We start from the raw sequence: 22,995 nt of genomic DNA, 5'->3' as shown, positions 1-22,995 counted from the left end.
ACGACTGCGCTGCCAGGGAGGCTTGCCGCCCCAATCTCTCTGGGGGGAGAGACCGGGGTGTCCAAAACACTACGGACCGGCGAGGGTACTGGGGGATCGGGGTTACCAGTCCGTAGCGACAATTATGACTAATACGGCCGGCGGATGGTTCCGCCCGGCTGCATCTTTTACAAATTTAATATTCATCGTGCTGCGCCGCCGGGGGGATACCGGGCGACTTACTGCTGCCAGGGCTCGCCGCGGGTACGTTTTACCCGCTTGAGCCCGCGGTGCATGGCCGCCTTGGCCAGCATGTGCGCCGACACCGGCGCGGTGATGAACAAGAACAGAATAATCAGCACCTCATGCAGCTGCAGCTGCCGGGCCTGCCAGGAAAAGAACAGCAATGACGCGGCAATAGTGCCGCCCACGCCCAGGGTGGTGGCCTTGGTGGGGCCGTGCAGACGGGTGAAGAAATCCGGCAGCCGCGCCAGCCCGATGGAACCGATCAGAGCAAAGACCCCGCCGGTGACCATGCAGATCGCCACCAGCCATTCAATTACCGCATCCATTGGCACTCTCCTTTCAACACCCTTTGCCGCTGCGCGTTACGACCGCCCGGCTTATTCAATGATATCGCCACGGGTCATGTATTTGGCCACCGCCACGGTGCTGACAAAGCCGATCAGGGCAATCAGCATGGCCGCCTCGAAATAGAGCTTGCTGTCCACCTGGATGCCGTACACCACGATCAGCGCGATGCTGTTGATGTACATGGTATCCAGCGCCAGCACCCGGTCCGGCAGGGTCGGCCCCCGGACCAGCCGGTACAGATTGAGCAGCCAGGCCACGGTGAGCAGCCCGAAGGTCAGGGATATGGCCGAAGCTAGCATTGGAAAATCTCCTTGAGCGGGCGTTCATAGCGCTGGCGAATCTCCTCAATCAGCGCCTGCTCGTCATCCACATCCAGGGCATGGATCAGCAGGGTCTTGCGGTCCATGCTGACATCCGCCGACACCGTCCCCGGGGTCAGCGACACCGTGCTGGTCAGCAGGGCGATGGCGAAGTCATCCTCCAGCGACAACGGCATCTCCACGAAGGCCGGGCGCATGTCACCCAGCGGCCCCAGCACCTTGCGCGCCACCGACAGGTTGGCCACCAGAATGTCCCACAGCACCACCAGGATAAAACCGCCCAGGCGCGGCAGGTTGCGAATGCCCGGCACATTGGGCCAGAACGGCCGGGTGCCGAGCGGCAGCAACACCGCCAGCACCAGCCCCAGCACCGCATGGCCGGGGCTGAAACCGTTCAGCAGCAGCCAGGTGAGCCACAACAGCAGGCTCAGACTGGGGCTGGGAAAGCAACGCTCAAACAGGGCCTTCATGACTGACCTCCCAACACCGCCTGGATATAAAGCTGCGGCTGTGCCAGCTGGCCGGCCACCTGCCCGGCCGCCTGCATCGCCGGCTCCGCCCACAGGGTCAGCGCCGGCACCACCGCCAGCAGCACCAGCAAGGCCAGCAGCCGCTGGCGCCCGGGGCGCACGCCCTCGCCGGGGCCAGTGGTACGCCAGAACATGCTGGAGCCCGCCCGACTCATGCCGATCAGCCCGCACAGGCCGGCCAGCAACAGCAGCACCCAGTAAAGCGGCACCGGCACCGCCTTGAGTAGCGCCACCTTGCCGATAAAGCCCGACAGGGGCGGCAACCCCACCACCGCAATGGCCGCCATGAAATAAAGCCCCGCCAGCACGCCACCGGCGGGAATCACCGGCCCGGCCACAAAGCGGTCACCGGCCTCGCCACGCCCGCGCGCCACCAGGTCCGCCAACAGGAACAGGGCGCCGCAGATCAGGGTGGAATGCACCAGGTAATAGAGCGCCGGGCCGGCGGCGGACAGCTGCCCGAAGGTCAGCGCCGCCAGCAGGGTGCCCACCGACATGATCACCAGATAGGCCACCAGGGTGCCCAACCGCCGGGCCCCCAGTACGCCGATACCGGCCAGCGCCAGAGTGGTGAGCGCCAGCGCCCACAGCCCCTGCTGGCCCAGCCCGGCCAGCGGCCCGTCGGCAAAGGCCAGGGCATAGACGCGCACAATGGCGTACAGCCCCACCTTGGTCATGATGGCGAACAGTGCCGCCACCGGCGCGGTGGCATTGGCATAGGTGGCCGGCAGCCAGAAGTAGAGCGGGAACAGCGCCGCCTTCAGGCCGAACACCGCCCACAGCAGCAGCACCGCCACTTTCAGCAGCGCCTGGTCCATGCCGGTCACCGCCTGGGCCTTGACCGCGAAATCCGCCATGTTGAGGGTGCCGGTGGTGCCGTAGATCAGCCCCAGGCCGATCAGGAACAACGCCGAACCGACCAGATTGAGCGCCACGTAATGCAGCCCCGCCTTGACCCGTGCCGGCCCGCGCCCGTGCAACGCCAACCCGTAGGAGGCGATCAGCAACACCTCGAAGAACACGAACAGGTTGAACAGGTCCCCGGTGAGGAAGGCGCCGTTGATACCCATCAACTGAAACTGGAACAGGCCATGGAAGTTGGCACCCTTGCGGTCATCACCGCGGCAGGCATAGAGCAGCGCCGGGAAGGCCAGCACCGCGGTGAGCAACAGCATCAGGGCAGTGAGCCGGTCGAGCACCAGCACAATACCAAACGGCGCCGCCCAGTTACCCAGCTGGTAGACGGTAATGGTGCCATCGGCGGCCTGCTCCCACAGCAGCACCGCCACCGCCAGCAGCGCACTGGCAGACAGCAGCCCGGTAATGCGCCGCAGCCGGTGCCACTCGCGCACCTCCAGCAACAACAGCATGCCGGCCAGCGCCGGGATCAGGATGGGGGCGATAATCCAGTGACTCATCGGCCGCCCTCCCCGCTGTCATTGCCATCCACATGGTCGGTGTCGTGCTCGGCCTGGCTGCGCAGCGCCAGCACCACCAGAAACGCGGTCATGGCAAAGCCGATGACGATGGCGGTGAGCACCAGCGCCTGGGGCAGCGGGTCGGTGGGGTCACTGTTAAGGCCCACCACGGCCACCTTGTCGATCTTCAGCCCGCCCATGGCGAACAGGAACACATTGACGCCGTAGCTGAGCAGCGTCAGCCCCATCACCACCGGGAAGGTACGCGCCCGCAGGCACAGATACACGCCGGTGGACACCAGCACGCCGATAATCACGGCAACCAGCAATTCCATCAGGCGCCCTCCTTCTTGTCGTCCAGCAGCGACAGCTTGCCCAGATTGGCCAGCATCAGCAGCGTCGCCCCCACCACCGTGAGGAACACGCCGGTGTCGAACAGCATGGCGCTGGCCAGCTCGAAATCGCCGATCCACGGCAGGTGGAAATGGTCATGGGTGGTGGTCAGGAACGGGAAACCGAACACCCAGCTGCCAACCCCGGTCAGCCCCGCCAGCAACACACCCAGCGCCACCACCGGGTGATAGTCACCGGGCATGCGCTCGTGCACCCAGCCCACCCCGGAGGCCACGTACTGCAGCAGCAGCGCCACCGAGGTAATCAAGCCGGCCACGAAACCGCCGCCGGGCAGGTTGTGGCCGCGCAGGAAGATGTACACCGCGATCAGCAACGCCAGCGGCAACAGCGGCCGGGAAATGGTCACCAGCACCAGCGGGTGGGCATCCTTCGCCCAGGGCCGGCCCAGCGCATCGTAACGGGCCGAGCGCAGGCGCATGTCACGCAGCAGCGCATAGATGCCCATGGCGGCGATGCCCAGCACGGTGATCTCGCCGAAGGTATCAAAGCCGCGGAAATCCACCAGGATCACATTGACCACATTGGTGCCACCGCCGCCGGGTTTGCTGTGCTCCAGGAAGAAGGGGCTGATGCTGCTCAGCTCGCCGGTCATCACCAGGAAGGCCATCACCGCCACACCGGCGCCGATCACCCCCGCCAGCAGCAGGTCACGGACCACCCGGATCACCGACGACTCCGCCCGGGTGCGCACCGGCATGAAGTACATGGCCAGCATCAGCAGCAAAATGGTGACCACCTCCACCGACAGCTGGGTGAGCGCCAGGTCCGGCGCCGAGAAACGCACGAACAGCAGCGACACCATCAGCCCCACCACGCTCAGGCACATGATCGAGGTCATGCGGTGGCGGTGCAGCAGCGTGGTCAGCAGCGCCGCCGCCACCAGCATACCGGCGCACAGCAGCGATACGCCGTCCAGCGGCAGCATGGCGGTCTCGCCGTGCCAGCCAGGCAGGTTGGGCAGCTGGGTCAGCAGCACCACCGCCACCAGCGTCAGCAGCCAGGCCGCGTAGCTTTGCAGCGAGCCGTTCTGCAACCGCCCGGTGATCGCCGAGGCCAGCCGTCCGAGCGCCTGGATGCGGCCCTCGAACACCAGCCGCGCATCCATCGCCGGCAGCCGCGCATACAGATCAAACAGACGGCGACGCTGGCTGTAGATGAAGATACCGCCAAACAGCGCCACGAAACTCATCACCAGCGGCGCATTGAAGCCATGCCAGATAGACAGGTGATACTCCGGCAGCGCCCCGCCCAGGGTCGCCTGGGCCGCCACCGCCAGCAGGCCGGCCACGGTAAAGGCCGGGAAGACCCCCACCGCCACGCACAGGGCCACCAGAATCTCCACCGGTACCTTCATGTAGCGCGGCGGCTCATGGGGCGGATACTTGGGCAGGTTGACCGGCTCGCCGTTGAAGAACACATCGTGGATAAAGCGCGCCGAATAGGCCACCGAGAACACCCCGCCCAGGGTGGCGCCCAGCGGCAACAGCCAGCTCAGCGCCCCCAGGTGCGAGCTTTCCAGGGTCTCGGCGAAGAACATCTCCTTGGACAGGAAGCCGTTGAGCAGCGGCACCCCGGCCATGGCCGCCGACGCCACCATGGCCAGCACCGCCGTGTAGGGCATGTACTTCCACAGGCCGTTGATACGGCGCATGTCGCGGGTGCCGGTCTCGTGGTCGATGATGCCGGCGGCCATGAACAGGCTGGCCTTGAAGGTGGCGTGGTTGATGATGTGGAACACCGCCGCCACCGCCGCCAGCTGGCTATTGAGGCCGAACAGCAGGGTAATCAGGCCCAGGTGGCTGATGGTGGAATAGGCCAGCAGGCCCTTCAGGTCATGCTGGAACAGCGCCACCGCCGCACCCCACAGCAGCGTGGCCATGCCCGCGGTGGCGACGATATCGAACCACAGGTCGGTGCCCGATAGCGCCGGGTAGAGCCGCGCCAGCAGAAACACCCCGGCCTTCACCATGGTGGCCGAGTGCAGGTAGGCACTCACCGGGGTGGGCGCCGCCATGGCATGGGGCAACCAGAAGTGGAACGGGAACTGGGCGCTCTTGGTGAACACCCCCAGCAGCACCAGGCAGAGAATCAGCGGGTAGAGCGGGCTGGCCTGGATCTGTGCGCCGCTGATCAGCACCTGGCCCAGCGAATAGCTGCCCACCACATGGCCGATCAACAGCACCCCGGCCAGCAACGCCAGGCCGCCCATGCCAGTCACCGTCATGGCCATGCGCGCGCCCTTGCGAGCGCCGGTCTGGTGATTCCAGAAACCGATCAGCAGGAAGGAGCTGAGGCTGGTGAGCTCCCAGAACAGCACCATCAGCAACAGGTTGTCGCTGGTCACCACGCCCAGCATGGCGCCCATGAACAGCAGCAGGTAGGCATAGAAGCGCCCGGCCTTCTCTTTCGGCGACAGGTAATAGCGGGCGTAGAGAATCACCAGCAGGCCGATACCCAGCACCAGGATGGCAAACAGCAACGCCAGGCCATCCAGGCGGAAGGCCAGCGACAGCCCCAGGCTGGGAATCCAGTCCACCGCGCTCAGCAGCGTCTGGCCGGCAAACACCTGCTGCGCCGGCTTGATCAGCATCAGCAGCGCCGCCGTCGGCAACAGGGCCGCGCCACAGGCCAGCAGGGTGCGGTTGCTGCTGAAGCGTTCCACTAACGGTGGCATCAAGGCACCGAGGAACGGCAGCAGAACCAGAATGGCAAAATTCATAGGCAATCCGTTGTCAGGAAAAGCAGGCAAGGCCAGACCTGCCGATTAGCTTGAACAGGCCCAATCAGAAAGACAACGGCGGATCGGGAAAATACGGGCGACGGCCCCGGCGCGGGCACTGGGAGGGCGCGATAAGACGTTGGCAAAGCAGCGCGAGCGTCATGGCATCCGTATCAAGAGAATGGAATCGCCAGTATGCCATGCGGCCACCACCGGCGTCATGGCTAAGACCGTCACCTCCCCTCCAGGTTCCCCCGCACGGCAGGAGCGACGCTAGAGCCGCGAACCCCACCCAGACCGCCCTCGCCCTGTCGCCAATCCGCTTTTAAGCTACACTCTCCCCACACACGAATCAGCAGAAGCGAACACCATGCCCGCAGCCGACAAACCCATCATCCTGGTCGATGGTTCCTCGTATTTGTACCGCGCCTTCCACGCCCTGCCGCCGCTGACCACCTCCAGCGGCCAGCCCACCGGCGCCGTGCGCGGCGTGGCCGCCATGCTGCGCAAACTGATGAAGGACTACGACCCGGAATACATGGCCGTGGTGTTCGACGCCAAGGGCAAGACCTTCCGCGACGAGCTGTTCGAGGAATACAAATCCAACCGCCCGCCCATGCCCGACGACCTGCGCGCCCAGGTGCAGCCCCTGCACGACCTGATCCGCGCCATGGGCCTGCCCCTGATCATCGAGGAAGGCGTGGAGGCCGACGACGTGATCGGCACCTTCGCGCGCATCTTCGGCGAGCAGGGCAAACCTGTGCTGATCTCCACCGGCGACAAGGACATGGCCCAGCTGGTCACCGACAAGGTCACCCTGATCAACACCATGAACGACGCCCTCTACGACATTGAAGGCGTAAAGAAGAAGTTCGGCGTGGGCCCGGAGCTGATCATCGACTTCCTCGCCCTCATGGGCGACAAGGTGGACAACATCCCCGGCGTGCCCGGCGTGGGCGAGAAGACCGCCCTGGGCCTGATCCAGGGGCTGGGCTCGCTGGAAACCATCTACCAGAATCTGGACAAGGTGGCCGAACTCAGCTTCCGCGGCGCCAAGACCCTGGGCAAGAAACTGGAAGCCCACAAGGAGCAGGCCTTCCTCTCCTACAAACTGGCCACCATCAAGCTCGACTGCGAACTCAGCGAAGACCAGGACGACCTGAAACTGCAGACCCCGGACGCGGAAAAGCTGGCCGAGTACTACCGCCAACTGGAGTTCAAGGGCTGGCTCAGTGAACTGCTGGGCGGCAAGGACCCGGTGGCCGAAAGCGCCGGCGCAACGGTGGAACTGGCCGAGGACGACGGCCCCAGCGCCGGCTTCAGCCGCGACGCCTACGACATCGTCTACAGCGAGGCCATGCTCGACAAATGGCTCGACAAGCTCAAAGCCGCCGGTGAATTCGCCTTCGACACCGAAACCACCAGCCTCAACTATATGGACGCCCAACTGGTGGGCGTCTCCGTGGCCGTGGACGACAAGGCCGCCTATATCCCCTTCAGCCACAACTACCCGGGCGCCCCGGATCAGCTGCCCAAGCAACGGGTGATGGACAAGCTCAAACCGCTGCTGGAAGACGACAACATCAAGAAGATCGGCCAGAACCTGAAGTACGACATGAGCGTGCTGGCCGAAGATGTGGGCATCACCCTGCGCGGTGTGGCCTACGACACCATGCTGGAATCCTACGTACTGGATTCCGTGGCCACCCGCCACGACATGGACTCCCTAGCGCTCAAGTACCTGGGCCGCAAGACCATCAGCTTTGAAGAGATCGCCGGCAAGGGCGCCAAGCAGCTCACCTTCAACCAGGTGGGCCTGCACGAAGCCAGCCGCTACGCCGCTGAAGACGCGGACGTGACCCTGCGCCTGCACCAGACCCTGTGGCCCAAACTGGAAAAGGAAGGCCGTCTGCCAGACGTATTCCGCGACATCGAGCTGCCGCTGGTCACCGTGCTCAGCCGCATCGAGCGCAACGGCACCTACGTGGACGCCACCCTGCTCAAGCACCAGAGCCAGTTCCTGGCCAAACGCATGGCGGAACTGCAGGAAAAGGCCTTCGAAATCGCCGGGCAGGAATTCAACCTGGCCAGCCCCAAACAGCTGGGCGAAATCCTCTACGAAAAACTGGAAATCCCGGTCATCAAAAAAACACCGAAAGGCGCGCCCTCCACCGCCGAACCGGTGCTGCAGGAATTGGCCCTGGAATACCCGCTGCCCCAGGTGATCATGGATTACCGTGGCGTGGCCAAACTGAAGAACACCTACACCGACAAACTGCCGGAGCTGATCAACCAGCGCACCGGCCGCGTGCACACCTCCTACCACCAGGCGGTGGCCGCCACCGGGCGCCTGTCCTCCAGTGATCCCAACCTGCAGAACATTCCGGTGCGCAGTGAAGAAGGCCGCAAGATTCGCCAGGCTTTCCTCGCCCCCAAAGGAAAGAAGATTGTCGCCTGCGATTACTCCCAGATCGAACTGCGCATCATGGCGCACCTGAGTGGCGACAAGGGCCTCACCGATGCCTTTGAGAAAGGCCTGGATATTCACCGTGCCACCGCCGCCGAGGTGTGGGGCAAGAGCCTGGACGACGTGAGCGACAACGACCGCCGCAACGCCAAGGCCATCAACTTCGGCCTGATCTACGGCATGAGCGCCTTTGGTCTCGCCAAACAACTGGGCCTGCCGCGCAAGGAAGCCCAGGACTACATCGACCTCTACTTCGAACGCTACCCGGGCGTAAAACGCTACATGGAAGAAACCCGCGCCCAGGCCTCCGAACAAGGCTACGTGGAAACCCTGTTCGGCCGCCGCCTCTACCTGCCGGAAATCCGCAGCAGCAACGGCCAACGCCGCCAGGCCGCCGAACGCACCGCCATCAACGCCCCCATGCAAGGCACCGCCGCGGACATCATCAAGATGGCCATGATCAAGGTCCACGACTGGCTCGACACCACCCACTTCGACGCCAAGATGATCATGCAGGTGCACGATGAACTGGTGTTTGAAGTGGCGGAAGGTCAGGTGGAGGATCTGGTCAAGGAAGTGAAGGTTCGCATGGAGTCAGCGGCGGAGTTGAAGGTGCCATTGATTGTGGATGCGGGGATTGGGGAGAATTGGGATGAGGCGCATTGACAAACATACGAATCCTAGGAAAGCTCTGTCAGAATAATAGCATTAACGGCCCAAAGGCTAACAAAATTGGCAACCATATCAATCAATAAAAATCCAACTCCTATACAAATTGAGGAGTTTGCTGGCCAGGTCAAGTCCAGAGATAAAGAGTTAAGAATACCTAGCTCTCTCAAAGAGAGAGGAATGCTTGGCGTCGAAGGGCTTTTAATCCAACTAATCACCACATGGATTAGAAATACACCTGACCCCACTTTGCATACTCACGCGACTGACGAATTGTCATTCGGCAATTTATGCGATCAGCTATATGGAATTTATGCCTTAGCTGCATCAAATAATATTTTGGACCAAAACAGAAAAAAAGTCCCAAAGAAAGACGCCTTAAAAAAAGCGGCAGTATCTATAGAAAAAATAAGAAACCAGGATTTCATCAGTGCCTTTAAAGGCCATTACACAGCCATCCCCTCTATACGAGCACCTGGAACACAGTCCGAACTAGACAACCCATTCTATAACAACAGCGAAATAGCCTCTCTCATAAGGTTTGAAACAACTATCAGAAAGGCTCTCTACACAATTCTTCCCAAGAGCATATTCAAGCAAGTGGACCCTAATTTTTTTAGCGCGATATCAAATGTCGTTAGAGAGTTATTTGGAAACACGCACAGCTACGCTCGCAGCAAAGAAAACGGTGATTTGTTCACTACAAACATTAGAGCCGTAACACTATGCTTTCATAGAATTCACAAAGAAAATCTTTCATCAATATACTATGAAACGTCCATGCAAGGCGTCCTGTCTACGATTGAATGGATGGAAGATAAGGATCTTATCCCATTCCTCGACATAACCGTTGTGGATGGCGGCCCCGGATTCTCTGGTTCATGGCTAAAAAAATCACGAGATGAAATATCTATTGATGAAGAAAAATCAGCCGTTGTAGAGTGTTTCAAAAAACACGGCACATCATCAGCCAACCCCTCCAAAGGCTACGGCCTTACAAATGTAATGCGTGAAGTCCGAAGATTAAGAGGAAGAATGCAAGTAACAACGGGAAGGGTGCAACTTGAGAAAGGCTTTTTCCTCGGCAAAGGAAATCTGGACTTCACAAAAGAAGATTGCAGAGAATTAAGAGCTCCTCTTGAAGGCACCTCAATATCAATCAGCCTGCCCTTTTTAAAATAACATGTACACATTCGAGACCAATTACAAAAACCGAAATATCATTGTGCTATTTTTAGGGCAAATTGAAGGATCAGACCATTACCTTGCAGAGGAGATATCTGAAAGCTTTTTGAATTTCTACAGGCCTGATGCAGTCCTCTTACTGCACCCTTCATATCTGAATATCAACAGTCCAGAATTTGAAGCTTCAATAGCGCAACTGGAACGACTCGGTACAGAAACAAGTGTATACATAGCCTCTTTCGACAAAAATGCCTCTCTAGACCTGAAAGAACACCACAAAGGCATATTCAAAATTAAAAAAACAGAAGCCGCCACACTAAGAGACAAAATAATCAAGAGCGGCCTCACAAACATGGCCCACAACAAAAAAGAAAGCCTCATATTATCCGCACCGACAGGAACAATTTTCTGCAAGCCGTCAGGCGAAACATACAGCGAATTTATCAAAGCCTCAGAACTAGCCTCCACATGTCATGAAATTCAGTTTATTGCCTTTACACTACTTAAATATGCCGCCAAGGTAGAAAACCTCCGATGTATTTATATCGACACCATGAGCATAAGTTCTTATGTCGAGTCACTCATTTCATATCTAACCCTTTTTTCTTCAAATTATAGCAGAGAAATATCTTACTACTCTTTCAACTCCTACGATGGCATCAGCAGCCGCCCCGATGAGAATAATGGTGTTTTTGTTATTATTTCTGCCTCATCAAGCAACAACCTTTCAAAGAAGATAAAAAAAGAGTGGGGACTAACTGAAAACCAAATAGTAAACTTTTTGTCATACAGAGACTCAGACGAAGAAAAAATTAAAACAGTAGCCAATATCAAAGAGTTATCAGAAGGCAAAAATCCACTGGAGTTTTCAGAGAAAAAATTAAAAATTGTTGGCGAAAACTTTGCCGTTGAAGCATCAGAAGCAAAACCTGTAATAATAAAAACAACAAACTCACCACAAAAAATAATAAATGAAGTAATTTATCCACGCCGGGAAAAAGAAACCTTTTCTTGTAACAAGGTCGCATATACTGAAACAAAAGAAAAACACGTAACGGTCGACTGGTTAAAGGAAAAAGACAGCATTAAAGCTTGGCTAGAAAAAATTGCAGAATGGCACATACCTGCAAACACAGCATCTATAATCGTTGATTATAGGAATCCCAGCATAAATTTGCTTTTAGACGCCACAATCTCATCAGTAAAAACAACGCTCGGCCATGACATCAAAGGCTACGGGATCAATGAAATTGATAAAATACCAAAAGAAAAAGCCACAATAATACTGACTGATGCCATATCAACCGCACGACAATTCATCGCCGTCAACAGGGAGCTTCGCAGAGCAAAACACCGAGGAAACAGAATTTTTATATCCCCCTTTGCTCTTTTTGAGAGCAAGAAAACTTTTCTCTCTACAAAAAGCACCTTGGAAAAGGGCGAATCAGGCTTCGACTACAAACTGCTTTGCAAAGAAGTCCTTTACATAGGCCCAAGTGACTTGGCAAAAATATGGAATAAAGAACTTGAAATAATAAAAAAATACAACCACCCGCATTGGAAATCCCGAAGTGAACACCTTGAAACAAAAAGCAAGGGAATTGCAAACAGGATCGGGTCGTACACTTCTAGCTCTACTTTTGATGAATTCAGTCGCGAGTTTGCATTTTGGCCTGATGACTATGAAACCAGCAAAACCTTTAGCTCCAGTGTTTACTTAACCATTGCATGCATTTTACAAAATATGCGGAGCATGGACAGAAGCGAACCCGACTCTCTCAATGGTCATACATATCAAGCCAGAATCCTCTCCCCTGATAACTTCTGGAGGTTTAATGATGCGCTAATACAAAGTTGCCTCTGGCGAGCTGCACTCTACTCTGAACTTGACTATCGCGGCAGCAGTTTAACTAGCAGGATTTTTTCTGATCTTGTATTGAAATATATAGATGAATCAAAAAATAAAAAGTCCGATATTGTTTGTGACTATTTAATAGCTCTCACTATTGGAAAAATAAAAATATGCAAAGAATGTATAGAAAGAATTGTTACACATGGAAAATCCGAATTAGATAATGACAACCCTGCCTTAGAGGTTATAGCGTCTATCGAGGAGAAATTCTTGCCCCAAGAGAAATCAAGAGTTGAAGCGCATTGACCCCCCCCCCGAAAAAGAAAGCCAGGGCATAAGGGACACGCACCAATTGCAACACTGTAACGCACTGGTTTTTCTAGCACTCCGAGCAATACAGCATTCGCTTGCAAGCAAGCTCCTACAGCAACATTGGGAACCGAGCGAAACCGGGGTCGGGTCTCCCATTTCCTACATCACCCCAGACTGACCTCCAACTTCTTGCCAATTCCCCGCGCCGCCTTGACCATGGTTTGCAAGGTGACACTGGGATTCTCTGCATCCAGCAACCGGTCCAGTTGCGAGCGACTGGTATGAATGCGTTTGGCAAAGGCCGCTTTACGCACGTCATTGGCGAGGAGATAGGCCGCCACCTCGGAAGCCAGCACCCGCTTGATGGCAATGGCTTCCACTTCATCCAGCATGCCCTCCTCGTCGAGGAAGCTGTCGAAACTGCTGCCGCGATGTTTATTTTTTGCCATGTCGATGACTCCTCTGATACTGCTTCAATCGGTCCTTCGCCAGATCCAGATCCGGTTTGGGTGTTTTCTGGCTCTTCTTTATAAACCCGTGCAACAGAATCATTTCTGAACCGATCACCGCGAACAATACGCGCGCGATCCGTTTGTCACTGATATTGGAACGCACCTCACATACCGCACCGTCCAGGTTTTTCACCAGGCTTGGCGGGTGATAGTCCCTAGGCCAGCCGAATTCGATGACCTTGATGTCCTCTCCGATGATGCGCTTATCCGGATTGCCCAGTTCCACCAGCCACTGCCTGACCGGCTCCGAGCCCCCCTCCGTGGCGAAGAAAAATGCTGAAATCCGTTTCATGAACTACACTGTACCAAAATTGGTACTATTCGTAAATTGGGGTTAGCGGCTTATCTGATACGTACCGCTTGCAGGCAAGCTCCTACAGCAAGGCCTGGTACAACCAGCTATTTCACGCGATCTTGCCCTGCCCTTGACCACGCTGGCGGTTTACACGTTGAAAGGGCCACCCCATGACCGGAATGACTGCACTACTCATTTATATCGTCTGGACGCTGATTCTGGCGCTCAGCTACGCCACCTACCGGCTGCCACTGGTACTCACCGGCAAGAAAGCCGCCAACCATTGGGAACGGGGCCAGCCCGTGGATGATCCGGCCATTCTGGTTCGTGCCAAGGCGGCCCACCTGAATTGCCTGGAGAACCTTCCATTGTTCGCGGCCCTGGTGCTGATCGCCGCCGCCACCGGCCAAAGCGATACCATCAACGCGGTGGCAGGCTTTATTGTGGCTGCGCGTATCGGGCAAAGCCTGGTACACCTGATCGGCACCAGCTTTCCGCTGGTCTTCATTCGCGCCAGCCTGTTCCTGGCACAGGTGGCTCTGATGCTGTATCTGGCGTTTGCGCTGATCTAATTCCCGCAGCAAGAGCAGAAGCACGGGCGGGAATCGGAGTCGATTTCCGCCTTAACGCTTACCCCGCCCCGCTCACCTCCGCCAGCAACGCCCTGGCTGCCAGCTTGCCAAACTCATTGGCCGCATCCGGGCTGTCGCCGGTGATCAGCTTACGATCGGTGCAGCAGGTGCCGTTGGCTTTCTTGTTGATGATTTCCACGCCCTGCTCGCGGAGCCGGTCGCCGAAGTACCAGGGCATGGGACCGGGCAGGTAGCCGAATTTGGGGGTGAGTTTGTCGAGGCTGTCCGGGAACACCGCCATCTTGTAGCCGCGATAGGCAAAGTCTTTGGGATCACTGCCACGATTTTCTGCCAGTAAGGCGGCGGGGCCGTGGCAGATGGCGAGCATGGTTTTGTCGTTGGCGTTGACCCAGCGGATCAGGGTTTGCAGATCGTCATTGTCCGGCAGGCCCAGCATGGCGCCGTGGCCGCCGGGGATGAACACTCCGACTATGTCGGCCCTGTCGTTCAGACCTGTGGCAACGATGTCCTTCAGGGAAAGCGGTTTATCGAATTGCGATTGGTAGCGCTGCAAAGCGCCTTTGACTGCGTCGTCTTTCTCCGGCATGGCCCACATTTCAATCTTCACCGGGGCGCCGGTGGGGGTGCAGACCTCAATCTGGAAGCCGGCCTTTTCCAGATGCAGCAGGGGCACCAGCATTTCCACCGGGTGATTGCCGGTGGAAAACTTCAGGCCGTTTTCCATGGTCATGTAGCGCTCTTCGGTACAGACCATCAATACCTTGGCCTTGCCACCCTGGAGGGCATCGGGGTAGTCGGTATGGTCGTAATCGGTCTTGCTTTTGGTGGCCAGCTTCAAGGCCACGGGGGACGGGGTGAAGCCACCCTGCCCATCGTCTTTGGGTGCCAACCGCAAAAGTGCCTTGATGCCGTTTGCCATGAATCCTCCTGATCACCGGGCTGAATGCCTTCTACCTTATCAGAAAGGGGTCGCGGGTTTACCACAGCCCCCGGGTGGGTCGTGCTTCTCGGGCCGCTCGGACAGGTATCTTGTGAGGTGCGGGCTAGGGAGCCATCGCTGCAGGCAAGGACGCCGGTGTGCCGGCGCCCTGTTTGGGCTGAAAAACGCCGCTTAGCGTGCCTCGCTGTAGTCCTTGCCCAGCTCTATCAGCAGGCGTGACGCCAGGTATAACCGCGGGACAATCGAGTCGATTTCGATGTATTCGTTACGGGCATGGTAGCCCCAGCCGGCCAGCCCCAGGCTTTCCAGCACCGCCGGTTTGCCGGAGCGGCCGGCGTAGCCGGCATCGGTGCCGCCGAAGGTGTGCGGGATCAGCAGCAACTTGCGGTTATCCAGTTCCTTGTAAATGGCCTGGGCCTTGTGAGCCAGGGCCTCGCCTTTGGGGCCGGCCACGTAGGGCGGGCGCCCCGGCTCCAGGCGCACCCGGGTGGTGGTGTCGGCAACCTGTTTGCTTTCACTGACTGTCTTCTGCAGGGCCTTGAGCAGGCGCTGACCGGCCTCTTCGCTGAAGATACGCACATCACCGCCGGCTTGCGCGTGGGCGGGAATCTGATTGCGCTTGCTGCCGGCCTCGGCGGTGGTCCAGTTGAGCTGGGCATCCTTCATGTCGTCGGCCACCTTCTCGGTCTGCAATAACTGGTAGGCCAGTTCCAGCAGGGCGTTGCGACCCTGCTCCGGGGCGGAGCCGGCATGGGCGGCGCGGCCTTCCACGGTCAGAAAGGCTTGGGCCGTGCCCGCGGCCCCCAGCAGCACGCCTTCGGCGCCGGCAACGGCCTTGGCCGGGCTGGGCTCGAAGGACAGCACCACATCCTGCTCGGCGCCTTCGCGGGCGATCACTTCGCCGGAACCGGCGGAGCCCACTTCCTCGTCCGGGTTGAACAGTACGGTGATACGGTCGTAGTTGTTCCAGCCCTGTGCCTTGAGAATCGCCAGGGTATGCAGGATGACCGCCACACCGCCCTTGTCATCGGCGATGCCCGGTCCGTAAAGGCGGTTGCCGTCGCGGTGCAGCGGCTCAGTTTTGAGGATGCCCTTGGCATAAACGGTATCGGTGTGGGCAATCAGCATGACCCTCAGCTTGCCCTCGCCGCTGAGGGTGCCCTTGATGATATCGGCGCTGCCGGTAGTGCTCTTGATGCGGGTGACACTGGCACCCAGGGTTCGCAGGCGGCTCTCCACATAGTCGGCCATGCGGGCCACGCCTTCGCGGTCATCGGAGCCGGATTCGATCTGCACCATGGCTTCCAGCGATTGCATTACCGCCGCCTGCTGCTTGTGCGCCGCCTCTTCCAGGCTATCACTGGAGGTGGGTGAATCGGAGCAGCCATTAACCAGCAAGGCCACCAGGCCCAGCCACAGAACGCGTTGTATTCCCTGCATTGCTGACTCCCTGTGCGATGAGCGGCCCGTTGTCGGCCGTGTCTTTCTGCTTATACGGTGCCGGGCCATCACTGACAACCTTTCGGGCCAGATACAGACCGGCACGGTTTAGCCTTTCGGATAAAGGTACGCCCCATGGGCACGTCTCTTGATGCAGATCAACATTCCTTGCCGGCAACCGGCGCCCACTGTAGCTACGGCATTTTTTCCCAGACAAGGCGGTTTCCGCCGGGAGGGCTCACATGTACTGGAACTGGAAAATCGGCGGCCCGCTGCTCGGGCTCACCTTTGTGCTGGCGGTGGCACTGATGAAACCCATCGGTGTGTCCACCCAGTTTGTCATTCTTGATGCCATGATCGCGGACTGGATCAGCCCGACGGTGGTGGTGGAAGACAGCGCGGCCGCTTCCGGGTATGCCAGCAGCAACGCTTACCTGAACAAATCCGGCGGCAAATATGCGGCGGAGGTGGCCAACCCGCTGAATTACAGCTTTGTGTTCGTGTTGAGCATGGTCTTGGGTGGCCTGCTGGGGCGTCGCTTTCAGCCACGCCTGGGCAAGCAGCCGAAAATCCGCCAGCTACCCGCCGCCCATGAATTGCAGTTCGGCCACAACACCATGCAGCGTTATCTGCTGGCGTTCTGCGGCGGGGTGCTGGTGCTGTGGGGTGCCCGGCTGGCCGGTGGCTGCACCAGCGGCCACATGATGAGCGGCATGATGCAGACGGCTATCAGCGGCTACCTGTTCGCAGCGGCGGCCTTTGCCACGGCCGTGCCTACCGCCATGCTGATTTATCGCCGGGAGGAATGATCATGGAACTGATACTGGCCATTGTTCTGGGTACCGCTTTCGGGTTCGTACTGCAGCGCATCGGCGCCGCCGACCCGGACAAGATCATCGGCATGCTGCGCCTTACTGACCTGCATTTGATGAAAACCATTTTGTGCGCCGTGGGGGTGTCATCGGGCCTGCTGTTTCTCGGCATGGCCGCCGGGCTGATCGACAGCAGCCATCTGAGCGTCAAGGAAAGTTACACCGGCGTGGTGGTGGGTGGCCTGGTGCTGGGCGTCGGCTGGGCGGTCTCGGGCTTCTGCCCGGGCACCGGCGTGGTAGCCGCCGGCACCGGCCGACGCGATGCGCTGGTCTTTATTGTCGGCGGCCTGATTGGCGCGGGCATCTTCACGGTCAGCTATGTGGCCCTGAAAGAGACCGCTATTTTTGACAGCCTGCTGGGCGGCAAGAGCACCCTGGCAGACACTGGCGCCTACCCGTCATTGCTGACCGGCAATGGCACCCTGGTGGCGGTGCTGGTGGCCGTGTTCCTGATCGGCCTGTCCATCGCCCTGCCCTTGCGGCTGCGCAAACGCCGGGCGGATAGCGACGAGAAGCGCGACAACAACCCGCTGATGCCCCGCCACTGAAAGCGACCGCCCGCCCCGATCAGAATGACGGGGCGGGCATCCCTTTGACTCTGTGCAAAATGGAGTATGTATGCAGACCGTGCATGACATGGTGCAGAGCGCCAAGAAGGAGATACAGGAAATTACTCTTGATCAGGCCGACGCGGCCATCCATGACGCGGACGTGCTGCTGGACGTACGCGAACCGGATGAATTTCACCAGGGCCATCTGGCCGGTGCCATCAACGTTCCCCGTGGCATTCTGGAATTCACACTGGATAACGAGCCGTCCCTTCAGGACCGTCATCAGAAGATCGTGCTCTACTGCAAAACCAGCGGCCGCGCCGCCCTGGCCGCCCAGACCATGAAGGCCATGGGCTACCAGTACGTGCAATCCATCCAGGGCGGCTTTGATGCCTGGCACGCCGCTGGCCGCAAGGTGGTGACACCGTCGTTGCCGGATTTTGAGTAAAAACCGGCACGCCAATTTTAAGGTGGACAGGCCGCCTTCAGGCCCGGTAATGCTTGCGTACCGGCGCTGACAGTTTATCCGGGTGGCGCGGGGTGACGCTGGCGAAGTGACGATAGATTTCCTGCAGGTCCGCTTCCATGTTGTCGCCGGGATAAATCACCACCGGGAAGGAAAAGGTTTTTGCCCGATAGTCAGCCAGCGCCAGGATGATGGGCACATTGGCCTGCTTGGCAATGTGGTAGAAGCCCAGCTTCCACTGTTCGGCATTGCTGCGGGTGCCTTCCGGGGTGACAGCGATCAGCAGCTTGTCGCGCTGGTTGAACTGGGCCACGGTTTGCTCCACCACACCGCCGGCCCGCCCGCGCTCGATGGGCATGGCCCCCAGTTTGCGCAACAGCCAGCCCAGGGGCCCCTTGAACAGGCTGTGCTTGATCATCACGTTGACGTCTTTCTGCAAGGCCGAGCGGCTTACCAGGGCCAGCACGCCATCCCAGTTGGAGGTATGCGGGCCGCCGGCAATCACCGCCCGGTCGATATCCGGAAAAGGGCCGGCCCGCCAGCCGGTCAGCCGCAGCAGGGCCTGGCCGATCAGCTGGCCCAGGGGAACGCGGCGCCCACCGTCTGAATCGTTACTCATGTATTCTGTCCCGCTCACGCAAAGCGGCAGTATAGCGAACCGGGCAGCCACTACGCATTGATACCCGGCGTGTTCAGCTACCGACTGTCCGGTGACACGAATTTATCTGGACTCTTGCCTTGACTCGCGCTAATGTGCCCCACAGCTAAAAGATCGCGCTTGAATCACGTACTCCATTTCGTTGTTACCCGTATAACTCGTCCTGCAGTTCTGAAGTCCAAGTCTCCGTTTTTCAGCTACACACGCCGTTGAGGCGATACTTCATTTTTTCAGGATGTTTGTTATGTCTACAGTTAAAGGCACCGTTAAGTGGTTCAACGAAGCTAAAGGTTTTGGTTTTCTGGAGCAGGAAGGCGGCCCGGACGTGTTTGCACACTTCAGCGCCATTCAAGGTTCCGGCTTCAAGACCCTGGCCGAAGGCCAGCAGGTTGAGTTCACCGTGACTCAGGGCCCGAAAGGCCCGCAGGCCGAGAACATTGTTGCCCTGTAAGCAACGGTTCCGGTAGAAGAAAGGCGCCTTCGGGCGCCTTTTTTTATGCCTGTTTGCCGGCCTCGGCACGGGCATGCAGGAACTCGCGCATCATGCTGTAGCTCAGCCCCCAGATGCAGTAACCCTGATAACGGCAGCAGGGCAGCGTCAGGCGACCGATCGGGGTTTTCATCTGCAGGGTGGCGCGGTTGACCGGGTCAGCCAGGTAATCCAGCGGAATCCATACGCCGTGGCGCGCTTCATGATTGAGCGTCAGCACATCGTCACCCTGCCAGGCAAAGACGTGGGGAGTGACCACCATAGGTCGCCAGCGGCTGTGATGGCGGGTCAGCAGATCAGACAGCCGCGCCTGGTAGTGGCCATGGCGGTACAGGTCCAGGCCGGTTTCTTCGCGGGTTTCGCGCATGGCGGTGTCACGGCTGGAGTGGTCCCCGGGCTGCAGACGCCCGCCGGGGAAGGCCATATCACCGGACCAGGGGTCACCGGGGCGATGGGCGCGCTGAATGAAGAACAGTGCATCATCCCGGCCCGGCTCGCCACGATAAATCAGGGCCACCGCCGCCCGGCTGACGCGGCGGCGGAAGGGCAGTTTTTGCGGTCGGGCTTTTTGCAGCCAGCTTCGCGCGGACACGGGTGTCTTTCCCTCCTTGTCGGTGAGCCTGCCAGCATAACACCGCAACGCCTTGACGGGCCCGCGTCAACTGGCGGGCATGCCCTGCGGGTCCATCCAGAAGGTTTCCCAGATGTGGCCGTCCGGGTCGGTAAAGCTGCGCCCATACATGAAACCCAGATCCTGCACCGGGTTGATGTCCGCCTGGCCACCGTTGGCGCCGGCCTGCCGGTTGATGACGTCTACCGCGTCGCGGCTGTCGAAATTAAGGGCCAGCATGACCTCGCTGCTGTCAGCGGGCGGAATCGGCCGCGAGGTGAAGGTGCGCCACTTTTCATGGCTCAGCAGCATCACATGGATGCTCTCGCTCCAGACCATGCAGGCGGCGGTGTCATCGGTGAATTGCGGGTTGTTCTCGAAGCCGATGGCGCGATAGAAGGCCATGGCGGCAGCCAGGTCGGTAACGGGCAAGTTGACAAAAATCATGCGGCTCATGGTGTCATTCTCCGTGTGGATAGCCGGCAGCCCCATGCTGCCGTCATACCCTGATCGAACGGGCCGGGCCCATTTCGACAACGGTGACGTTATTTCAGGATCGGCGCCATAAAAAACGGCGCCCTGCCCACGGACAGGACGCCGTTGTCATTGCCGCAACAAGCACGGTTTACTTCAGATCGAAGCGGTCCAGGTTCATCACCTTGGTCCAGGCGGCGGCGAAATCCCGGGCAAATTTCTCCTTGCCGTCGTCACTGGCGTAGACCTCGGCCAGGGCCCGTAATACCGAGTTGGAGCCAAAAACCAGGTCCACCCGGGTGCCGGTCCATTTGACCTTGCCGCTATCGCGGTCACGGCCCTCGAAGGTTTCTTCATCGGCGGACGTGGCTTTCCACTCGGTGTCCATATCCAGCAGGTTGACGAAGAAATCGTTGCTGAGGGTACCGGGCTTGTCGGTGAAGACTCCGTGCGCGCTGCCGTCATGGTTGGCACCCAGCACACGCAGGCCACCGACCAGTACGGTCATTTCCGGGGCGGTCAGGGTGAGCAGCTGGGCACGGTCCACCAGCAGATGTTCGGCACCGATGTCGAACTTGGCCTTCTGATAGTTGCGGAAGCCATCGGCCGCCGGCTCCATGGGCTCGAAGGACGACACATCGGTCTGCGCCTCGCTGGCATCCATGCGGCCCGGGGCGAAGTCCACGGTCAGCGTCACGCCGGCATCGCTGGCGGCCTTTTCCACGGCGGCGCTGCCGGCCAGCACGATAAGATCGGCCAGGGACACCTTCTTGTTGCCGCTGTTGAACTCGCTCTGGATGCCTTCCAGGGTCTTGAGTACCTTGCCCAGCCGCTGCGGCTGATTGACCTCCCAATCCTTTTGCGGCGCCAGGCGAATGCGGGCGCCATTGGCGCCGCCACGCTTGTCCCCGCCGCGGAAGGTGGACGCGGACGCCCAGGCGGTGGCCACCAGCTCACCGATGCTCAGACCGGACGCCAGGATCTTGCTCTTCAGCGCCGCGATGTCCTGGTCGTTGACCAGCTCGTGGTCGACCTCGGGAATCGGGTCCTGCCAGATCAGCGCTTCGCTGGGCACTTCCGGGCCCAGGTAGCGGGCACGGGGCCCCATGTCACGGTGGGTGAGCTTGAACCAGGCGCGGGCAAACACCTCGGCGAACTGGTCCGGGTTTTCGTGGAAGCGCCGGGAAATTTTTTCGTACTCCGGGTCGAAGCGCAGCGACAGGTCGGTGGTGAGCATCATCGGCTTGCGCATCTTGCTCTTGTCCTGGGCGTAGGGAATGCATTCCTCGGCATCCTTGGCCACCCACTGCTTGGCGCCGGCGGGGCTGGTGGTGAGCTCCCACTCGTAGCCGAACAGGTTGTCGAAGAAGTAGTTGCTCCACTGGGTGGGCGTCTGGGTCCAGGTGACTTCCGGGCCACCGCCCATGGTGTCATCACCCTTGCCGGTGCCGACGCTGCTGTGCCAACCCAGGCCCTGCTCGGCCAGTCCGGCCGCTTCCGGGTCCGGGCCCACTTTTTCCGGGTCACCGGCACCGTGGGTCTTGCCGAAGGTGTGGCCGCCGGCAATCAGGGCTACGGTTTCTTCGTCATCCATGGCCATGCGGGCAAAGGTTTCACGGATATCGTGGGCCGCGGCCACCGGGTCCGGGTTGCCATCCGGTCCTTCCGGGTTCACGTAGATCAGGCCCATCTGCACCGCGGCCAGCGGGTTTTCCAGATCACGCTTTTTGGCGCCGGAGGTGTCATAGCGTTTGTCGCCATCCAGCCAGCCCTTCTCGGCGCCCCAGTAAACGTCCTGGTCCGGCTCCCAGACATCCTCACGACCGCCGGCAAAACCGAAGGTCTTGAAGCCCATGGATTCCAGGGCCACGTTGCCGGTGAGAATGATCAGATCCGCCCAGGAAATCTTGTTGCCGTATTTCTGCTTTACCGGCCAGATCAGCCGGCGGGCCTTGTCCAGGTTGACGTTATCCGGCCAGCTGTTGAGCGGCGCAAAACGCTGCTGACCACGACCGCCGCCGCCACGCCCGTCGCCAATACGGTAGGTGCCGGCACTGTGCCAGGCCATGCGAATGAACAGACCGCCGTAGTGGCCAAAATCCGCCGGCCACCAGTCCTTGGAATCGGTCATCACCTTGCGCAGGTCCGCCTTGACGGCGTCCAGATCCAGGCTCTTGAATGCCTCGGCGTAATCGAAGTTTTCATCCATGGGGTTGGAACGCGAGGAATGCTGGTTCAGCAGATCCAGCCGTAATTGATTGGGCCACCAATCCTGGTTGGTGGTACCGCCGCCGGCGGCGTGCATGGGGCATTTGTTTCCGTCAGCCATGACACTCTCTCCCTGGGTCGCAATGGTTGTATGAAGTCGTTGCCTGTGGACCAGTGTCGTCCTCTAGCGGCCCGCTTAACCAGTTGGCTTTAGCGAATGCACCGATAGTTTTTATTAAACACAAAATATTGGTTCAGAGGCTCTGAAAATCAAAGGCGTTGCCGGCGCCCTGTGTTAACCCTCTTATAGAGAACCGGTTACCGGCGTATTGCAACAGACAAAGGGCACAACAGCGCGTGAAGCCGGTAAGAGAGGAAGGCTTTCGAGCATGGATAAAAAAAGGTTCATCGCGGAATTGCGGGAAAA

Annotated in this window: 22 protein-coding genes; 8 read left to right on the top strand and 14 right to left on the bottom strand. The window is 59.2% G+C overall.

Annotated elements, in window-relative coordinates; translation table 11 throughout:
* Window positions 1-218: 218 nt before the first annotated feature.
* From A11A3_RS15990 to A11A3_RS15965, 6 genes are read right to left on the bottom strand one after another with little or no spacing between them, the layout of a single operon-like run.
* On the bottom strand, window positions 219-551 hold the full coding sequence (locus A11A3_RS15990; RefSeq protein ID WP_008930371.1) for a Na+/H+ antiporter subunit G: 333 nt from the start codon (window positions 549-551) through the stop codon (window positions 219-221).
* A gap of 51 nt (window positions 552-602) precedes the next feature.
* Window positions 603-872 (bottom strand): K+/H+ antiporter subunit F, encoded by a 270-nt coding sequence (locus A11A3_RS15985; RefSeq protein WP_008930370.1) that lies wholly within the window; start codon window positions 870-872, stop codon window positions 603-605.
* Window positions 866-1,363: a Na+/H+ antiporter subunit E gene (locus A11A3_RS15980; RefSeq protein ID WP_008930369.1), complete on the bottom strand. Its 498-nt coding sequence runs from the start codon at window positions 1,361-1,363 to the stop codon at window positions 866-868. The genes A11A3_RS15985 and A11A3_RS15980 overlap by 7 nt, the downstream gene beginning before the upstream one ends.
* On the bottom strand, window positions 1,360-2,841 hold the full coding sequence (locus A11A3_RS15975) for a monovalent cation/H+ antiporter subunit D (RefSeq protein WP_008930368.1): 1,482 nt from the start codon (window positions 2,839-2,841) through the stop codon (window positions 1,360-1,362). Before A11A3_RS15975 ends, A11A3_RS15980 begins: the two co-directional genes overlap by 4 nt.
* Complete coding sequence (locus A11A3_RS15970; protein WP_008930367.1) at window positions 2,838-3,176, bottom strand: Na+/H+ antiporter subunit C; 339 nt, start codon at window positions 3,174-3,176, stop codon at window positions 2,838-2,840. The genes A11A3_RS15975 and A11A3_RS15970 overlap by 4 nt, the downstream gene beginning before the upstream one ends.
* The gene (locus tag A11A3_RS15965; RefSeq protein ID WP_008930366.1) at window positions 3,176-5,974 is read right to left on the bottom strand and encodes a monovalent cation/H+ antiporter subunit A; all 2,799 of its coding nucleotides are present in this window, start codon (window positions 5,972-5,974) and stop codon (window positions 3,176-3,178) included. Before A11A3_RS15965 ends, A11A3_RS15970 begins: the two co-directional genes overlap by 1 nt.
* Before the next feature lie 370 nt (window positions 5,975-6,344).
* Between A11A3_RS15965 and polA the strand changes: the two genes are divergently transcribed.
* The 3 genes from polA (at window position 6,345) to A11A3_RS17840 (ending at window position 12,453) form a co-directional block, all read left to right on the top strand.
* A complete protein-coding gene (gene polA / locus A11A3_RS15960) occupies window positions 6,345-9,107 on the top strand; it encodes a DNA polymerase I (RefSeq protein WP_008930365.1) in 2,763 nt (920 codons plus the stop codon).
* Window positions 9,108-9,173: 66 nt separating this feature from the next.
* Entirely contained in the window at window positions 9,174-10,292 is a 1,119-nt protein-coding gene (locus A11A3_RS17845; RefSeq protein ID WP_157375791.1) for a hypothetical protein, read from the top strand.
* A gap of 43 nt (window positions 10,293-10,335) precedes the next feature.
* Window positions 10,336-12,453, top strand: coding sequence for a hypothetical protein (locus A11A3_RS17840; RefSeq protein WP_157375789.1), 2,118 nt, complete (start codon window positions 10,336-10,338; stop codon window positions 12,451-12,453).
* Window positions 12,454-12,623: 170 nt separating this feature from the next.
* On the opposite strand, the gene A11A3_RS15955 is transcribed toward A11A3_RS17840, so the two are convergent.
* Window positions 12,624-12,908, bottom strand: coding sequence for an XRE family transcriptional regulator (locus A11A3_RS15955; RefSeq protein ID WP_008930364.1), 285 nt, complete (start codon window positions 12,906-12,908; stop codon window positions 12,624-12,626).
* Entirely contained in the window at window positions 12,895-13,263 is a 369-nt protein-coding gene (locus A11A3_RS15950) for a type II toxin-antitoxin system RelE/ParE family toxin (RefSeq protein ID WP_008930363.1), read from the bottom strand. The genes A11A3_RS15955 and A11A3_RS15950 overlap by 14 nt, the downstream gene beginning before the upstream one ends.
* A 173-nt stretch (window positions 13,264-13,436) precedes the next feature.
* Between A11A3_RS15950 and A11A3_RS15945 the strand changes: the two genes are divergently transcribed.
* Complete coding sequence (locus A11A3_RS15945; RefSeq protein ID WP_008930362.1) at window positions 13,437-13,838, top strand: MAPEG family protein; 402 nt, start codon at window positions 13,437-13,439, stop codon at window positions 13,836-13,838.
* Between the two features lie 58 nt (window positions 13,839-13,896).
* Here A11A3_RS15945 and hchA read toward each other — a convergent pair whose 3' ends face one another.
* Both hchA and A11A3_RS15935 read right to left on the bottom strand, forming a co-directional pair.
* Window positions 13,897-14,778: a glyoxalase III HchA gene (hchA, locus tag A11A3_RS15940; protein WP_008930361.1), complete on the bottom strand. Its 882-nt coding sequence runs from the start codon at window positions 14,776-14,778 to the stop codon at window positions 13,897-13,899.
* A gap of 192 nt (window positions 14,779-14,970) precedes the next feature.
* Window positions 14,971-16,239 (bottom strand): glutamate carboxypeptidase, encoded by a 1,269-nt coding sequence (locus A11A3_RS15935; protein WP_008930360.1) that lies wholly within the window; start codon window positions 16,237-16,239, stop codon window positions 14,971-14,973.
* A gap of 242 nt (window positions 16,240-16,481) precedes the next feature.
* Here A11A3_RS15935 and A11A3_RS15930 point away from each other — a divergent pair, with 242 nt between their 5' ends.
* The 3 genes from A11A3_RS15930 to A11A3_RS15920 all read left to right on the top strand — a co-directional run bounded on the left by A11A3_RS15930 (window position 16,482) and on the right by A11A3_RS15920 (window position 18,110).
* Window positions 16,482-17,048 carry a YeeE/YedE thiosulfate transporter family protein gene (locus tag A11A3_RS15930; protein ID WP_008930359.1) on the top strand — a complete coding sequence of 189 codons (567 nt, stop codon included), beginning with the start codon at window positions 16,482-16,484 and terminating at the stop codon, window positions 17,046-17,048.
* A gap of 2 nt (window positions 17,049-17,050) precedes the next feature.
* Window positions 17,051-17,659, top strand: a complete 609-nt coding sequence (locus tag A11A3_RS15925) for a DUF6691 family protein (RefSeq protein ID WP_051011843.1) — start codon at window positions 17,051-17,053, stop codon at window positions 17,657-17,659.
* Between the two features lie 70 nt (window positions 17,660-17,729).
* Window positions 17,730-18,110, top strand: coding sequence for a rhodanese-like domain-containing protein (locus A11A3_RS15920; protein WP_008930357.1), 381 nt, complete (start codon window positions 17,730-17,732; stop codon window positions 18,108-18,110).
* Window positions 18,111-18,147: 37 nt separating this feature from the next.
* On the opposite strand, the gene A11A3_RS15915 is transcribed toward A11A3_RS15920, so the two are convergent.
* A complete protein-coding gene (locus A11A3_RS15915) occupies window positions 18,148-18,747 on the bottom strand; it encodes a lysophospholipid acyltransferase family protein (protein ID WP_008930356.1) in 600 nt (199 codons plus the stop codon).
* Between the two features lie 283 nt (window positions 18,748-19,030).
* Between A11A3_RS15915 and A11A3_RS15910 the strand changes: the two genes are divergently transcribed.
* Window positions 19,031-19,237 carry a cold-shock protein gene (locus tag A11A3_RS15910; protein ID WP_008930355.1) on the top strand — a complete coding sequence of 69 codons (207 nt, stop codon included), beginning with the start codon at window positions 19,031-19,033 and terminating at the stop codon, window positions 19,235-19,237.
* 43 nt (window positions 19,238-19,280) lie between these two features.
* Here A11A3_RS15910 and A11A3_RS15905 read toward each other — a convergent pair whose 3' ends face one another.
* The 3 genes from A11A3_RS15905 to katG all read right to left on the bottom strand — a co-directional run bounded on the left by A11A3_RS15905 (window position 19,281) and on the right by katG (window position 22,689).
* A complete protein-coding gene (locus A11A3_RS15905; RefSeq protein ID WP_008930354.1) occupies window positions 19,281-19,868 on the bottom strand; it encodes an NUDIX hydrolase in 588 nt (195 codons plus the stop codon).
* 66 nt (window positions 19,869-19,934) lie between these two features.
* The gene (locus tag A11A3_RS15900; protein WP_008930353.1) at window positions 19,935-20,342 is read right to left on the bottom strand and encodes a VOC family protein; all 408 of its coding nucleotides are present in this window, start codon (window positions 20,340-20,342) and stop codon (window positions 19,935-19,937) included.
* Between the two features lie 169 nt (window positions 20,343-20,511).
* Window positions 20,512-22,689: a catalase/peroxidase HPI gene (gene katG / locus A11A3_RS15895; protein ID WP_040297316.1), complete on the bottom strand. Its 2,178-nt coding sequence runs from the start codon at window positions 22,687-22,689 to the stop codon at window positions 20,512-20,514.
* Window positions 22,690-22,995: the final 306 nt, after the last annotated feature.

The sequence above is a fragment of the Alcanivorax hongdengensis A-11-3 genome (assembly GCF_000300995.1).
In the GTDB taxonomy this organism is placed as follows: domain Bacteria; phylum Pseudomonadota; class Gammaproteobacteria; order Pseudomonadales; family Alcanivoracaceae; genus Alcanivorax; species Alcanivorax hongdengensis.
Note: the sequence above shows the minus strand (reverse complement) of the source record. Positions and strands in the feature narration are given on the sequence as shown.

Excerpts from the sequence above, each read along its gene's own strand:
- A11A3_RS15920 (WP_008930357.1), top strand. The coding sequence starts at position 17,730 with ATGCAGACCGTGCATGACATGGTGCAGAGCGCCAAGAAGGAGATACAG.
- A11A3_RS15945 (WP_008930362.1), top strand. The coding sequence starts at position 13,437 with ATGACCGGAATGACTGCACTACTCATTTATATCGTCTGGACGCTGATT.
- A11A3_RS15980 (WP_008930369.1), bottom strand. The coding sequence starts at position 1,363 with ATGAAGGCCCTGTTTGAGCGTTGCTTTCCCAGCCCCAGTCTGAGCCTG.
- A11A3_RS15935 (WP_008930360.1), bottom strand. The coding sequence starts at position 16,239 with ATGCAGGGAATACAACGCGTTCTGTGGCTGGGCCTGGTGGCCTTGCTG.
- polA (WP_008930365.1), top strand. The coding sequence starts at position 6,345 with ATGCCCGCAGCCGACAAACCCATCATCCTGGTCGATGGTTCCTCGTAT.
- A11A3_RS15970 (WP_008930367.1), bottom strand. The coding sequence starts at position 3,176 with ATGGAATTGCTGGTTGCCGTGATTATCGGCGTGCTGGTGTCCACCGGC.
- A11A3_RS15955 (WP_008930364.1), bottom strand. The coding sequence starts at position 12,908 with ATGGCAAAAAATAAACATCGCGGCAGCAGTTTCGACAGCTTCCTCGAC.
- A11A3_RS15930 (WP_008930359.1), top strand. The coding sequence starts at position 16,482 with ATGTACTGGAACTGGAAAATCGGCGGCCCGCTGCTCGGGCTCACCTTT.
- A11A3_RS15990 (WP_008930371.1), bottom strand. The coding sequence starts at position 551 with ATGGATGCGGTAATTGAATGGCTGGTGGCGATCTGCATGGTCACCGGC.
- A11A3_RS15910 (WP_008930355.1), top strand. The coding sequence starts at position 19,031 with ATGTCTACAGTTAAAGGCACCGTTAAGTGGTTCAACGAAGCTAAAGGT.
- A11A3_RS15915 (WP_008930356.1), bottom strand. The coding sequence starts at position 18,747 with ATGAGTAACGATTCAGACGGTGGGCGCCGCGTTCCCCTGGGCCAGCTG.
- A11A3_RS15900 (WP_008930353.1), bottom strand. The coding sequence starts at position 20,342 with ATGAGCCGCATGATTTTTGTCAACTTGCCCGTTACCGACCTGGCTGCC.
- A11A3_RS15925 (WP_051011843.1), top strand. The coding sequence starts at position 17,051 with ATGGAACTGATACTGGCCATTGTTCTGGGTACCGCTTTCGGGTTCGTA.
- hchA (WP_008930361.1), bottom strand. The coding sequence starts at position 14,778 with ATGGCAAACGGCATCAAGGCACTTTTGCGGTTGGCACCCAAAGACGAT.
- katG (WP_040297316.1), bottom strand. The coding sequence starts at position 22,689 with ATGGCTGACGGAAACAAATGCCCCATGCACGCCGCCGGCGGCGGTACC.
- A11A3_RS15965 (WP_008930366.1), bottom strand. The coding sequence starts at position 5,974 with ATGAATTTTGCCATTCTGGTTCTGCTGCCGTTCCTCGGTGCCTTGATG.
- A11A3_RS15950 (WP_008930363.1), bottom strand. The coding sequence starts at position 13,263 with ATGAAACGGATTTCAGCATTTTTCTTCGCCACGGAGGGGGGCTCGGAG.
- A11A3_RS15975 (WP_008930368.1), bottom strand. The coding sequence starts at position 2,841 with ATGAGTCACTGGATTATCGCCCCCATCCTGATCCCGGCGCTGGCCGGC.
- A11A3_RS15985 (WP_008930370.1), bottom strand. The coding sequence starts at position 872 with ATGCTAGCTTCGGCCATATCCCTGACCTTCGGGCTGCTCACCGTGGCC.